General features: G+C 61.2%; 13 protein-coding genes and 1 tRNA gene. 5 read left to right on the plus strand and 9 right to left on the minus strand.

Annotated features, from left to right (window positions below; all coding sequences use genetic code 11):
• Window positions 1-53: 53 nt before the first annotated feature.
• Window positions 54-401, minus strand: coding sequence for a tetratricopeptide repeat protein (locus F753_RS42210; RefSeq protein WP_014821012.1), 348 nt, complete (start codon window positions 399-401; stop codon window positions 54-56).
• A gap of 545 nt (window positions 402-946) precedes the next feature.
• Here F753_RS42210 and F753_RS42215 point away from each other — a divergent pair.
• Genes F753_RS42215 through F753_RS42225 form a run of 3 tightly spaced genes read left to right on the plus strand, consistent with a single transcriptional unit; the run spans window position 947 to window position 4,102 of the window.
• Entirely contained in the window at window positions 947-3,520 is a 2,574-nt protein-coding gene (locus F753_RS42215) for an intermembrane phospholipid transport YdbH family protein (RefSeq protein ID WP_023446243.1), read from the plus strand.
• Window positions 3,521-3,557: 37 nt separating this feature from the next.
• The gene (locus F753_RS42220) at window positions 3,558-3,749 is read left to right on the plus strand and encodes a YnbE family lipoprotein (RefSeq protein ID WP_023446244.1); all 192 of its coding nucleotides are present in this window, start codon (window positions 3,558-3,560) and stop codon (window positions 3,747-3,749) included.
• Window positions 3,750-3,757: 8 nt separating this feature from the next.
• Window positions 3,758-4,102, plus strand: coding sequence for a YdbL family probable chaperone protein (locus F753_RS42225; RefSeq protein ID WP_023446245.1), 345 nt, complete (start codon window positions 3,758-3,760; stop codon window positions 4,100-4,102).
• Window positions 4,103-4,150: 48 nt separating this feature from the next.
• Here F753_RS42225 and F753_RS42230 read toward each other — a convergent pair whose 3' ends face one another.
• From F753_RS42230 to dapA, 6 genes are all read right to left on the minus strand, one after another.
• Window positions 4,151-4,459, minus strand: coding sequence for a hypothetical protein (locus tag F753_RS42230; protein ID WP_023446246.1), 309 nt, complete (start codon window positions 4,457-4,459; stop codon window positions 4,151-4,153).
• Window positions 4,460-4,531: 72 nt separating this feature from the next.
• Complete coding sequence (locus tag F753_RS42235) at window positions 4,532-6,898, minus strand: DNA polymerase II (protein WP_023446247.1); 2,367 nt, start codon at window positions 6,896-6,898, stop codon at window positions 4,532-4,534.
• Window positions 6,899-7,061: 163 nt separating this feature from the next.
• A tRNA-Ser gene (locus F753_RS42240) sits at window positions 7,062-7,151 on the minus strand.
• 125 nt (window positions 7,152-7,276) lie between these two features.
• Window positions 7,277-8,146: a phosphoribosylaminoimidazolesuccinocarboxamide synthase gene (locus tag F753_RS42245; RefSeq protein WP_023446248.1), complete on the minus strand. Its 870-nt coding sequence runs from the start codon at window positions 8,144-8,146 to the stop codon at window positions 7,277-7,279.
• 93 nt (window positions 8,147-8,239) lie between these two features.
• A complete protein-coding gene (gene bamC, locus F753_RS42250) occupies window positions 8,240-9,343 on the minus strand; it encodes an outer membrane protein assembly factor BamC (RefSeq protein ID WP_023446249.1) in 1,104 nt (367 codons plus the stop codon).
• A 16-nt stretch (window positions 9,344-9,359) separates the two neighbouring features.
• Complete coding sequence (gene dapA / locus F753_RS42255) at window positions 9,360-10,238, minus strand: 4-hydroxy-tetrahydrodipicolinate synthase (RefSeq protein ID WP_023446250.1); 879 nt, start codon at window positions 10,236-10,238, stop codon at window positions 9,360-9,362.
• Between the two features lie 226 nt (window positions 10,239-10,464).
• On the opposite strand from dapA, the gene F753_RS42260 reads away from it, so the two are divergent.
• Together F753_RS42260 and F753_RS42265 are read left to right on the plus strand one after the other, a co-directional pair.
• On the plus strand, window positions 10,465-11,025 hold the full coding sequence (locus tag F753_RS42260) for a glycine cleavage system transcriptional repressor (protein WP_023446251.1): 561 nt from the start codon (window positions 10,465-10,467) through the stop codon (window positions 11,023-11,025).
• 22 nt (window positions 11,026-11,047) lie between these two features.
• Window positions 11,048-11,521, plus strand: coding sequence for a peroxiredoxin (locus F753_RS42265; protein WP_014821025.1), 474 nt, complete (start codon window positions 11,048-11,050; stop codon window positions 11,519-11,521).
• Between the two features lie 33 nt (window positions 11,522-11,554).
• On the opposite strand, the gene F753_RS42270 is transcribed toward F753_RS42265, so the two are convergent.
• Together F753_RS42270 and F753_RS42275 are read right to left on the minus strand one after the other, a co-directional pair.
• On the minus strand, window positions 11,555-12,631 hold the full coding sequence (locus tag F753_RS42270) for an AI-2E family transporter (RefSeq protein WP_014821026.1): 1,077 nt from the start codon (window positions 12,629-12,631) through the stop codon (window positions 11,555-11,557).
• A gap of 21 nt (window positions 12,632-12,652) precedes the next feature.
• Window positions 12,653-12,904, minus strand: a complete 252-nt coding sequence (locus F753_RS42275) for a sulfurtransferase TusA family protein (RefSeq protein WP_014821027.1) — start codon at window positions 12,902-12,904, stop codon at window positions 12,653-12,655.
• Window positions 12,905-12,994 lie beyond the last annotated feature (90 nt).

The raw sequence follows: 12,994 nt of genomic DNA on the forward strand, positions 1-12,994 counted from the left end.
CAAAAGTGCCGGGCAGTATAGCGAGCCGCAGGTGGGTGGTCAGGCGGGTGCCGTCAGCCCTTGATCCGCTGAAGGAAGCTCGCAGCCTCCTGGGAACCCTGTGCGGCGGCTTGCTCGAGCCACAGGCGCGCCTTGGCAGGTTCGCTGTGGTCGGGCTGGCAATAAAGGCGCCCCAGCTCCAGCTGTGCCTGGCAGTCGCCTGCACGGGCCGCCTGACGCAGCAGCTCGAAACCGATACGGCGGTCGCGCTGACCATCGCACTCGCAGCACAGCAGACGCCCCAGACGACTCTGCGCTTCCACCACGCCCTCACGCGCCGGCTGCTTGAGCAGGCGCCCCGCAATCCGCTTGACACCCTGATTTCTGCCCAGGTGCTGGCTATCGAGCAACCACAGCGCCATGCGCAGCGGCAACCGTGCCGTAGGGGCGGTAGTGGCGAAGGAGGCGGAGGGGGCTGTACGCGTTCTCATGCACATCTGGGGGCTGGATGAATAAGGTCGCGCACTCTACTCCTTTTTTCCGAGAGTTAAAGTCTTGTCAAAAGCGAAAAAATTAGATCCGGATCACACCAAAAATTAATCCACAGAAGCTGTGGATAAGTCAGTGGACAAACAGAAGACAAATCTATGAATGCCACGTCTCATGGGGGCTGCGCTTAAACTGACGTTTTTTTCGCCAATGAAAAAAGTGCTTATTTTTCAATTGGTTATTAACGATCTATGAGCTCAGGCGATTTGCGACAGTTTGTCATAAGGCCTTGACAGGCATGCTGCGCAAATGTGCACAAGTTCAGCGCACCTGACGCAAAGCGGCTTGCCACAAGGGTTGCAGCGGCACAAGAGCGAACTTTCAGACAAAGCTGTTGTCGACCTGCGCACCTTGCCGGAGCACGGTAGCTACGCTTGTTCTGCGGCTATGCTGTACGCCTCGCATTCTGGAACTGGAAATGACGAAACCGTCGAGAATACTGCGCTGGCTGCTGGCTGGCCTGCTGCTACTGCTGCTACTTGCCGGCGGTTTCGCCTGGTATCAATGGACAGCATTCAAGCGCGAACAAGGCATCGTCGAACTCGACTGGCAGGGGCTGCGTGTCTCTTCCAGAAGCATATCGATCCGCCAGCTTGACTATGCACAGCTGACCGAGAACGGCCTCAACCTGACCGTCCGGGCTGAAAATATTGCGCTGCAAGTTCCCAGCCTTTTTCAGCCATTTCCACCACAATCGCTTCAAATAGATCGCCTCAGCACGACCCTACTCTCGCTACCCCGTGCCGGGAACGAGAGCTCGCCTCCGCGCGACGCCGAGCAATATGCACGCTGGGGGGCATGGCTGCCGCAGCGAATGACCATAGCTGATCTGAGGATGGACCTCCCCTGCGCGAAGGGTCGTTGCGACGAACGGGGTAGCCTGTGGCTGGAACACGCCGGCGAAACACTGCTGCCTGTCGATGCCCGGCTGGACCTGCGCCGCAACGAACACCGTGTTTCGCTGATCGTCAGTGCACAGGGACCAGACCCCATGCACAGCCTGATCGAAGCCAGACTGCTGATCGACGAGCAGTCGCGCCTGGAAGGCAGTAACCGGCTCAACCTCCTCGGCAACACCCTGCGATCCGATGGCACCCTTGCCATGGGCAGCTTGCCGGAAGCGCCCTGGCTGTTGAGCTGGCTAAGCGATTGGACCGGCTACGAACCCACCCCGCTGCCAGACATGCCAGCTGACATGCGGCTTGGCGCAGGTTGGGCGCTTAGCGTGCCTCGCTCGACAGACGGCACGCTCGAATGGCGCCGTGCCGGCGGGGATCTGCGTCTCTCCGGCCACTTGCCGGCGCCGTGGCCGATCATCGGGCTTGGCGAGCTGCAAGGCGATATCGACCTCACGGCTAATGGACAGGATGGCCTGTGGCTGCCTACCGAGCTGAAAGCCAATGTCCAGCTACGCCCCGAACCGGCGCTCGTCGCCGACCTCCCCGAGAATCTGCGACCTGAGCGGCTGAATATCCAGATCGAGCCCTTGGATGCCGAAACCGATCAAGACGAACTGCCGCTACAGGTCAAGCTGGACGCCCAAGGCGCCACACCGGCGACCCTGCAGGCACGGGTGCGACTGAATACCGCACCGCCATATGTACTGCAGATCGAGCAGGCGCAACTGCAACTGCGCAGTAGCAAGCTGAAGCTGGATGCACTTTCGCTAGGAGGTCTGGAGGCCACGCTGGACTTCTCCGGTCGTGCGAGCCTCGAGCAGATCGATGTACAGCTGCATAAAAGCTCACGGGCCACCCTCACCGACCTGACCAGCGGAGAACTCACTGCCCGCCAACTGCAGGCCCTGCTCTCCCAACCGCTCAGCCTGCATCTCGGCCGCCGCAACTCAGAGCCGCCTAGCTGGCGCGTACAGGGGCCTCTGGACCTGCGCGTCAGCCGACTGGATCACCCGCGACTGATCTCCCAGGGCTGGCGCTGGAGCGGGCAGCTGGAAGCTGATGCCACAAAACTCGCAGCGACCGGCCCATTGAGCAACGATGTCGGGCTGACACTGGCAGCAAACCTGAACAAGCGCTGGAACGGCCCACTACAGGCAAGCGGCAAGCTACAGGAGATCTTTCTGCGCGCCGGCAACCCGCTTGCCCGCAGCTTCACAGCCTGGCCGGAGATGCTCGAACTGAACAGCGGGCGCCTGCTGGCTGATGGCACGCTTTCTGTGCCAGCTGGCAGCACACCGCCATCCGCCAGGCTCACGCTGGAGGCCCGCGGACTGGCCGGCATCATCGACCGCGCCGAGATATCCGGGCTCGACGCAAGAATCGCTGCAAGCCTCGAGCGCAACCGCCTGGAGATGGATATAACCGAGCTGCGCCTCGCTCAGCTCAACCCCGGATTCACTTTTGGCCCGCTGCTGCTGCGCGGAAACTACCGCACCGGTCTCGATCATCCAGTGCAAGGCCAGCTGCGCTGGGCAACCGCGGAAACCCAAATCTTCGGCGGCAGGTTCTGGCTCGCCCCCGCCACGCTCGACCTGGCTGCACCGCAGCAACAATTAAGCGCCAAGCTGCAAGGACTGCAACTGAGCGACATGCTCGCCGCCTACCCTACCGAAGGGCTCGATGGCAGCGGCCTGATTGATGGCAGCTTCGACATTCGCCGCAGCGCACTCGGGTTCAGCGTCGACCAGGGCGAGCTGGCCGCACGCGCACCCGGCGGTGTACTGCGCTTTCGTTCGCCGAAGATAGAAGCCCTTGGCCAGTCGAACCCGGCCATGAAGATCGTCACCGAAGCCCTGCACGATTTTCATTATGATCGGCTGAGCAGTGACGTCCGCTATGATGAGAGCGGCAAACTGAACCTCGCGCTGCGCCTGAACGGCCGCAACCCAGCCCTGGAAGGAGGCCGCCCGATCAATTTTTCGATCAATCTGGAAGAGGACATTCCGGCGCTGCTGACCAGCTTGCAACTGAGCGACCGGGTAAGCGAAACAATTCAACGACGGGTGCAGGAACATCTTCAACGCCTTCAATGAGGCTCTGCAGCCGCTAGCCGACACAGGAGAGACCGCCATGCGGTTGCACCAATCGCTGACCATTCTGCTGCTGGCCGTGCTCGCCAGCGCCTGTACGCCGCGGGTGGAACTGGCCGTACCGAACGAGCCGATCAACATCAACCTGAACGTAAAGATCGAGCATGAGATTTACATCCGGGTGGACAAGCAGCTCGACTCGATCATTAACGAAGACAGCGGACTGTTCTGAGGACGACGATGAAAATCTATCTGAAATTGGCAAGCCTGCTGTTGGCACTCATGATCGCTCTGCCAGCGGCAGCCATGACACTCAACGAAGCCATGTCCGCCCTGGGTGACGCCAAGGCCAGCGGCTTGCTTGGCGAGAAGCCCGACGGCTATCTCGGCGTGGTGCGGTCCAGCCAGAACGCCGAGGACATCGCAAGCCAGATCAATCAGGCGCGCCGAGCCGAGTACCACCGCGTCGCCAAGCAAAACGGCATCAGCGTCAGCGACGTGGAAGCCATCGCCGGCAAGAAAGCCATCGAGAAGACGCCCTCGGGCCAGATCATTCAGCTCAACGGCAACTGGGTTCGCAAGTAACCAACGATGATGGCCGGGTCTGCCGGCCATCGCTCTTCGCGGCAGCGCCTACAGCAGCGTCAGAGCGTGTGCCCGGACCACCAGGCTCTCCTGCCGAAACCGGCGCTCCAGCTCGGCGCGATAATCTGCCCACCAGCCCCTGTCCAGATCATTGGCCATGACTTCGTAGACCACCGACTCGTCATGAACCGCGCTGTCGCCCTCTTCCAACCAATAGCCACTCGCCGGGGCTCGCGAATAGGTGGTCAGGCCACCGAAACGCTCGATGAGCTCATCACGCACAGCACGGAAAGACGACTTCGGCAGCGCCTGCTGATCGTTGTCGTAAAGCGGTAGCAGCAACTGAATCAGATACATGTCGGCACTCCAGTGAATGTTGCTCGACATATGACCGGCCCGGCACCAGATAGATGCCGCGAGCCGGTGAGCTCAGAACAAGCCGAGCTGCCCGTCGACGAGCGACGCGAAGTCATCGCCCACGAAGGGCAGAATCGCATCCGCCACGGGCTGCAGTTGCCGCGTTACATAGTGGTCGTAGTCGACAGCCGATGACCGTGTTTCCAGCGGCTCGGGCCCGGCGACCGTCATCAGGTAGCTGATCCAGCCACCGTTCTGATACTGCCGAGGCCGCCCCTGACGGTCGTTGTAGTCATCCGCCAAACGCGCCGCACGCACATGGGGTGGCACATTGCGCTGGTAGTCATCGAGCCTGCGGCGCAAGCGCTTGCGATAGATCAGCAGCTCATCCAGCTCACCGGCCAGCGTGCGCCGTACGTAGTCGCGCACATACTCCCCATGCGGCTGGCGGTGGAAGATGCGCTGGTAGAGCTCCTGCTGAAAGCGCTGGGCCAATGGCGACCAGTCGGTACGCACGGTTTCCAGCCCCTTGAAGACCATACCGTCGCTGCCATCGGGCCGGGTGATCAGTCCGGCATAACGTTTCTTGCTGCCCTCCTCCGCACCACGAATGGTCGGCATCAAAAAGCGCCGGAAATGGGTTTCGTATTGCAGCTCCAGCGCACTACCCAGCCCGTACTCGGACTGCAGATACACTCGCCACCAATCATTGATGTCCTGTACCAGCTGACGGCCGATCAGGGCGGCCTCGTCATCCGAATGCGCTTTGCGCAGCCAGACGAACGTGGAATCGGTATCGCCATAGATGACGGCATGCCCCTGCGCCTCGATCAGCTCCCGTGTGCGCCGCATGATCTCGTGACCGCGCAGGGTGATGGACGAGGCCAGGCGCGTATCGAAGAAACGGCAGCCACTGGAACCGAGCACGCCGTAGAAGGCATTCATGATGATTTTCAGCGCCTGCGACAACGGCTTGTTGTGCTCGCGTTTCGCCGTTTCGCGCCCCTCCCAGACGCGCTCCACGATTGCCGGCAGACAGTGCCTAGTCCGCGAGAAGCGCGCACCGCGGAAGCCGGGAATCGATTGTTCGTCATCCGGCTGGCGCAGTCCGTCGATCAACCCCACCGGGTCGATGAGAAAGGTTCGTATGATCGACGGATAGAGACTCTTGTAATCGAGCACCAGTACTGATTCGTAAAGCCCCGGCTGCGAATTCATCACGAAGCCACCCGGGCTGGCCTCCGGCTGCCGCTCTCCAAGATTCGGCGCGACGAAGCCCTGGCGATGCATCAGCGGCAGGTACAGATGCTCGAAGGCCGCGACCGAACCGCCACTGCGATCCGCAGCCAGTCCGGTCACCGTGGCGCGCTCGAGAAGGAAGGTCAGCAGTTCCGTGCGGGCGAAGATGCGTGTTACCAGCTCGCAATCCTTGAGGTTGTAGCGCGCCAGAGCCGGTTTGTCCTCGGCGAACATGCGATCGATTTCCGCCATGCGCTGGTAGGGATTGTCAATGGCCTTGCCTTCACCCAGAAGGGTCTGGGCGACGTTCTCCAAGCTAAAGGAGGGGAAGCTCCACGTAGCCGAGCGAAGCGCCTCGATGCCATCGATGATCAGGCGCCCGGCGGCCGCGGCGAAATAATGATTGCCGCGACCGCCGTGCTCGCGCCACTCCATCTCCGCACCACCGCGCCCCAGACGCAACGGCACTTGCAGGCGCTGCGAATGATCGCGCAGCACGCGCAGATCGAACTGCACCAGATTCCAGCCGATGATCGCATCCGGGTCATGCTCGGCAAACCAGTCGTTCAGCCGCTCGAGCAACTCGCGTCGGCTATCGCAATACTGCAGAGAAAAATCGACGGTCGTGCCCTGCCCGTTTTCCGGTCCGAGCATGTAGACCTGGCGCTGGCTACAGCCCTCCAGCGCAATGGAATAGAGATCGCCACTGGAGGTGGTTTCGATATCCAGCGAAACCAGCTTGAGCGTCGGGCGATAGTCAGGCGCCGGTTTGAGCTGCGCATCGATCGACGCACCGTCACCGCCCGACACCTCCGAAAAGGACACCGGCGCGGTGATGAAACGCTCCATCAGGTAGCGCTCGGGCGGACGGATATCGGACTCATAGACGTCCACCCCGGCCTCACGCAGCAACCGCGCGCAATCCAGCAAGCGACGGTACGAACGGCTGTACAACCCCATCACTGGCCGATGGCGGAAGTCGCACAAGGCCAGCGGTCGCAATTTCACATCGCGCTCGCGACGTAGCAGCGCTTCAGCAAGAGGACGCTGCTCTTCGGGGATGAAAGCGACGGAATCTTGATGCGGGACACGTAGCTGCTGCGCGCCAGCGTCGGTGGCCAGCCAGAAACTGACCTCCGTACCCTCCGGCGCATCCCGCCAGTGCCGGGTCAGGATAAAGCCCCGCCGTAGCTGCGACATCACCCTCCCCTCGCTTCGCACAACACTGTGATGGCCATGCAGCAGACTGCACCTGCCGTTGAAGCGTAGCCATCATCAGACAAACCCGGCCGCCGCATACCGAGGGCACAAAAAGCAAAAACCCCCGGACTCTGTCGAGTTCAGGGGCTTAGGCTATATGTAATGGCGGAGAGATAGGGATTTGAACCCTAGGTACCCGCGAGGGTACAACGGATTTCGAATCCGTCCCGTTCGGCCACTCCGGCATCTCTCCAGCGGCGCGCATCATAGCAGCTGGAGCAGGTTTGTCGAACCCCAACTGCATAGATTTTTTACCGTTTTCAGTCTCTTGCGTCCCACCATGAGCGGACGCAGGGCGAGCCTGGTCATGCAGTTCAGTCAGACCGTCAGGCGGGTCAGCGCCTCGCGGTACTTGTCGGCAGTTCGCTGCGCAACGTCGGCCGGAACAGCCGGAGCCGGCGGCTGCTTGTTCCAGCCGGTCGATTCGAGCCAGTCACGGACGAACTGCTTGTCGAAGCTCGGCGGGTTCTTACCTTCCTCGTAGCTATCGGCTGGCCAGAAGCGGCTCGAGTCAGGAGTGAGCACTTCGTCCATCAGTGTCAGCGTGCCGTCGTCGTCGAGCCCGAACTCGAACTTGGTGTCGGCGATGATGATGCCGCGCGTGGCAGCGTACTCGACTGCCGCGCTATAGAGCGCGATGGACACGTCGCGCACCTGGGCAGCAAGCTCCTTGCCGATGATAGCCTCGCACTGCTCGAACGAGATGTTCTCGTCGTGATCGCCCACTGCCGCCTTGGTCGAAGGTGTGAAGATCGGCTGCGGCAGCTTGGCAGCTTCTTTCAAACCAACCGGGAGCTGGATGCCGCAAACCGTGCCGCTCTTTTGGTATTCCTTCCAGCCGGAGCCGACGATATAGCCACGCACAATCGCCTCCACTGCTACCGGCTTTAGACGCTTGGCGACCACGGCACGGCCTTCTACCAGCGGCAACTCGGCTGCCGGCACAACGTCTTCGACCTTGTCACCGGTGAAGTGGTTGGGGATCAGGCCGTTGAGCTTGTCGAACCAGAAGTTGGAGATCGCGGTGAGTATCTTGCCTTTCTCCGGAATCGGTTCGGCGAGAATCACGTCGAACGCCGATAGACGATCGGTGGCGACCATGAGCATGCGTTTGTCGTCGATCTCGTAGAGATCACGAACCTTGCCCGAATAGATCTTCTTCAGGCTGAGGGCGGTGGGAGTGGTCATACGAAACTTCCGCGGTTGGCAGGTCGGCAGAAACGAAACAGGCGAAACCGAGGGTTTCGCCTATCCGTGTCGTGTTGCAAGGGCAGCTCTCGCTTAGCCCAGGTTGTCCTTGAGCAGACTGAGCACCCGGCGTGCGACATCGGCCGGTGCGACGGTGTCGACGCTCTTGTCGAGCGAGACCTGAACGCCATTGCCGACACGAGTCAGACGTACCTGATAGCGCTCAGCCCGCGCCTCGATCTCTTCCTTGTCCGGTGCACCACCGAACAGACGGCTGAAGAAGCCGGGCTTGTCATCCGGATCGTCGGCACGCTCACTCAGATTCACGTAATACACGCCGAGGCTGCGGTCCAGATCGTCAACGCGTACGTCCGCCGCCTGAAGGGCTCGACCGATACTGGACCAGGCGCGATCGAAATCGCTATCCAGCTGCAGCAGAGGATTGCCGCTACCGTCCTCAGTCAGATTCACCCGACTCGGCGCATCGAAATCACGCTCTGCCAGCAACGATACCGAGCCGCCTTGCTTGGCGCTCTGGGTAAGGCTGGCTTGCAACTCGTCGAGCAGTACCCGATCGAGTTCCTTGTTGCTGGAAATCTCCGGCCAGGCCACGTCGGCGGTGCTGCCGGCTGGACGCTTGACGCTGACCACGAAGATCTCGCTGGTATTGCGCTGTACACCCGGCTCGACGCGAACACGTACCCGCGTTTCGCCATCCTGAATGCCCAGATTGCGTACCAACGCGTCGTTCAGCCCCGCGGCGCCTTGCCAGGCCGTGGTGAACTCGCCGGTCTGGCGGCGCTCTTCAGCAATGCTGAAGCCGTTGTCGGTGAAGAACTGCCGCGCGGCGGTCCAGACCTGTGACGGTGTGTACTGCGCCACAAGCCAGCGAGACTCCTCGGACGACTGCACACTGAAATCACTGAGCTCTGCCGCCACCTGCAAACGCTGAGGGCGCGGCACTTCATACTTGCCAGGAACGCCAGTGCTGTCAGCAACCTGCTGCGGAATCGGCAGCAGCGGGTCGAGCGGGCGGGTCTCGCCATCGACTGCAACCTGCATCGGTGCGGTCTGACGCGCCGAGAGGTAATCACTACCGCGGTCACGGAAATATCCATCATCGCCCCACAGCCAGCCGCAGCCACTGGTTGCAGAGATCATCAGGGCAAGGGTCGAAAGTCCGGCCAGTCGCTTCATGCGTATTCCTTTGTTATTAAGCCAGTACGCCGGTTTGGCGCATTGCCTGGCGTAGCGCTTCCTGGAAGCTCTGACTCAGCCAGGTCAGCGGCAGACGGATGCCATTACCCATCAGGCCCATCTCGTGCAGTGCCCACTTGACTGGGATCGGGTTGGCTTCCAGAAACAGAGCGCGATGCAGCGGCATCAAACGCTCGTTGATTGCCCGAGCAGTTGTGGCATCACCGGCCATCGCAGCGGCGCAGATATCACTCATGGCGCGTGGCGCCACGTTTGCGGTCACGGAGATATTGCCCTTGCCGCCCATCAGCATCAGCTCGACGGCAGTGGGGTCATCACCGGAGTACACGAGGAAATCCTTGCTGACGCGATCCAGCACTTCCTGGCCGCGCTTGAGGTCGCCCGTGGCCTCCTTGATCCCGATGATGTTGGATATCTTGGACAACCGCTCGACGGTATCCGGCAGCATGTCGCAAACGGTACGACCGGGCACGTTGTAGAGAATCTGCGGAATCGCCACGGCCTCGGCGATGTGTTTGAAGTGCAGGTAGAGGCCTTCCTGGGTCGGTTTGTTGTAGTACGGGGTCACCAGCAGGCAGGCATCGGCGCCTGCGGACTTGGCGTTCTCGGTCAGCTCGACGGCTTCGCTGGTGGAGTTGGCGCCCGTACCGGCGATGACCGGAATCCGGCCATTGACCTGGTCCACGACGCGCCGGATCACTTCGATGTGCTCGGCGACGCTAAGCGTGGCCGACTCACCGGTAGTCCCGACAGCAACGATTGCATTGGTGCCTTCCTGCAAGTGGAAGTCCACCAGTTTGCTCAGGCTGTCCCAGTCCAGACCGCCCTGCGCATCCATGGGCGTGACCAGCGCCACCATACTGCCCGCAATCATGCAACCACTCCTGCCGGAATAATAAAAAGAGGCGTAATGGTACAAGGCTCCCCAGCGCTTTGCGAGTAGCCTGAAGCACGCTGCACAAAGCCGATGGGGACCAGGCGCCGAGCCCTCGCCACGGGGGCCATTTGGCAGTGCACATTCCCTCTGCCCTCGGTTTTCGCTACCCTTAGCCGTTTTCGGCTTGGCTGGCCGACCGATTCACCACCGCCAGGAATGCTGCATGTCCACCCCCCCTCTACCCCGCGAACAATTTCTCGTCATCAGCGCGCTCGGCGCCAACCCGATGGAGCTGACCAACATGCTCTGCCGGGCCGCCAACGAGAATCGCTGCGCGGTTGTCAGCACGCGGCTGACCCGCCACGGCGAATGCAGTGCACTGGTTCTGGAAGTCACTGGCAGCTGGGACGCATTGGCCCGGATGGAAACGACCCTGCCGGGGCTTGCGAAGAAGCACGCCTTCACCGCCAACGTGGTGCGCAGCGAGGCGCTGGAAAACCGCCCGCAGGCACTGCCCTACGTCGCTTATGTGAGCGCCGCCTTTCGTCCCGACATCCTCAATGAGCTGTGCCAGTTCTTCATCGACCATCGCGTCGAACTGGAAAGCCTGACCTGCGACACCTACCAGGCCCCACAGACCGGCGGAACCATGCTCAACGCCACACTGACCGTCACGCTCCCGGCGGGTACGCAGATCAGCTGGCTGCGCGACCAGTTCCTCGATTTCGCCGACGCACTGAACCTCGACGCACTGATCGAGCCCTGGCGTCCGCAGAACCCTTGAGATCAGTAACCAGGAGCCCACAATGGCCGTTGAAATCGACCGCCCCGTCCCGCCCTTTCAGGCTCAGGCCACCAGTGGTCAGCTGATCGAACTCGAGTCGCTGGCCGGCAAGCAGGTCGTGCTGTACTTCTACCCGAAGGACAACACACCCGGCTGTACAACCGAAGGCCAGGGCTTTCGCGATCACCACCAGGCTTTTATGGCGGCGAACACCCTGGTATTCGGCGTTTCCCGTGACAGCCTGAAGACCCATGAGAACTTTCGCGCCAAGCAGGGCTTCCCGTTCGAGCTGATCAGTGACAAAGAAGAGCAGCTCTGCCAGCTGTTCGACGTGATCAAACTGAAAAAGCTCTACGGCAAGGAATACCTCGGCGTGGATCGCAGCACCTTTCTCATCGACCGCAACGGCGTGTTGCGACAGGAGTGGCGTACGGTCAAGGTGCCGGGCCACGTAGAGGCGGTCCTTCAAGCCGCGCAAGCACTGAACGCCGAATGAAAAAGGCTGGCCACAGCGCCAGCCCCTCCCGCGTCATTCAGCCACTTCGACCAAACCCGCCTTAGGCTCGCCTGGCCACGCATTGAGAACGGCCTTGAACAAGGTCGCCAACGGAATGGCAAAGAACACGCCCCAGAAGCCCCACAACCCTCCAAACAGCAGTACCGCGCAGATGATCGCCACCGGGTGCAGATTCACCGCCTCGGAGAACAGCAGGGGTACCAGCACGTTGCCATCCAGCGTCTGGATGATCGCGTAAGCCACCATCAGGTAGAAGAACTGGTCGCCCAGCCCCCACTGGAATATTCCGATCAGCGCGATCGGAATGGTCACGACCGTCGCGCCGATATAGGGCACCACGACCGAGACGCCGACCAGCATCGCCATCAGCGCGGCATAGTTAAGCCCCAGCGCGGCGAAGACTGCATACGACACCACGGCACAGATCAGGATCTCGATCGCCTTGCCACGGATATAGTTGGCGATCTGCAGATTCATTTCCTGCGAGACCTGAGTGATCAGCCCGCGCTCGCGCGGCAGATAGCTCTTGATCCAGTCGCTGATCTGCTGCCGGTCCTTGAGGAAAAAGAACACCAGGATCGGCACCAGGACCAGATAGATCATCAGTCCGATCAGCAGCGGCAGGCTGGACAGCGACGATGTCAGCACCAATTGGCCATAACGGCCGATTTCGCTTCGAATAAAGTCGATGCCGCGCAGCACCTGCTCCTCGGTCACCAGCTGCGGGTAGCGCTCCGGCAGCAATAGCAGCAACGACTGCCACTCGACCAGCATGCGCGGCAGCTCGTTGAACAGGGTCAGAACCTGCTGCCAGAGCAAGGGCACGATGAACAGCGTGCAGACCACCATCACACCGATGAACATCAGAAATACCAGCCACACCGCGAGCAGATGCGGCACTCGCAGCCGTTCCAGCGCGCCCACCAACCCCTGCATCAGGAACGCCAGCACCAATCCCGCCAGTACCGGCGCCAGCATCCGACCAAAAATCAGGACGGCGGCGAAAGCCAGAAACAATAAGACTGCAAGAACCACTGCCTCCTCATGGGAGAAGTAACGCTGCATCCAGCCGCGTAGTACCTTGAGCATTTCATTCCTCGAAGCGAATCGTCAGGCCTTGCGCAGCCAGTAGCGATAAAGACCACCTTCGACCTCTTCATGCAGCAATGCATGACCGGCCAGTTTGGCGAAGCTGCGGAAGTCCCTTTGCGAACCCGGATCGCTGGCAATGACCTTGAGCACTGCACCGCTGGACATTCGGTTCAGCTCCAGCTTGGCCTTGAGCAGAGGCATCGGACAGTCGAGCCCAACAGCATCCAGTTCGGCATCGCATTCAAGCGATTGCGGTCGCGCTTCGGTCATGGTTCGCCTCCACAGAAAAGCCTCGCAGCATACCTAGCACAGCGGGCCTCTGGCCAGCCGGCCAAGGTCAAGGCTACAGTAGTCGCTCTC

It is taken from the genome of Stutzerimonas chloritidismutans AW-1 (assembly GCF_000495915.1).
In the GTDB taxonomy this organism is placed as follows: domain Bacteria; phylum Pseudomonadota; class Gammaproteobacteria; order Pseudomonadales; family Pseudomonadaceae; genus Stutzerimonas; species Stutzerimonas chloritidismutans.

Coding starts and splice junctions, on each gene's coding strand:
- F753_RS42270 (WP_014821026.1), bottom strand. CDS start 12,631: ATGCTCAAGGTACTACGCGGCTGGATGCAGCGTTACTTCTCCCATGAG.
- bamC (WP_023446249.1), bottom strand. CDS start 9,343: ATGAAGCGACTGGCCGGACTTTCGACCCTTGCCCTGATGATCTCTGCA.
- F753_RS42235 (WP_023446247.1), bottom strand. CDS start 6,898: ATGTCGCAGCTACGGCGGGGCTTTATCCTGACCCGGCACTGGCGGGAT.
- F753_RS42210 (WP_014821012.1), bottom strand. CDS start 401: ATGGCGCTGTGGTTGCTCGATAGCCAGCACCTGGGCAGAAATCAGGGT.
- F753_RS42230 (WP_023446246.1), bottom strand. CDS start 4,459: ATGTATCTGATTCAGTTGCTGCTACCGCTTTACGACAACGATCAGCAG.
- F753_RS42260 (WP_023446251.1), top strand. CDS start 10,465: ATGTCCACCCCCCCTCTACCCCGCGAACAATTTCTCGTCATCAGCGCG.
- F753_RS42245 (WP_023446248.1), bottom strand. CDS start 8,146: ATGACCACTCCCACCGCCCTCAGCCTGAAGAAGATCTATTCGGGCAAG.
- F753_RS42220 (WP_023446244.1), top strand. CDS start 3,558: ATGCGGTTGCACCAATCGCTGACCATTCTGCTGCTGGCCGTGCTCGCC.
- F753_RS42225 (WP_023446245.1), top strand. CDS start 3,758: ATGAAAATCTATCTGAAATTGGCAAGCCTGCTGTTGGCACTCATGATC.
- dapA (WP_023446250.1), bottom strand. CDS start 10,238: ATGATTGCGGGCAGTATGGTGGCGCTGGTCACGCCCATGGATGCGCAG.
- F753_RS42265 (WP_014821025.1), top strand. CDS start 11,048: ATGGCCGTTGAAATCGACCGCCCCGTCCCGCCCTTTCAGGCTCAGGCC.
- F753_RS42275 (WP_014821027.1), bottom strand. CDS start 12,904: ATGACCGAAGCGCGACCGCAATCGCTTGAATGCGATGCCGAACTGGAT.
- F753_RS42215 (WP_023446243.1), top strand. CDS start 947: ATGACGAAACCGTCGAGAATACTGCGCTGGCTGCTGGCTGGCCTGCTG.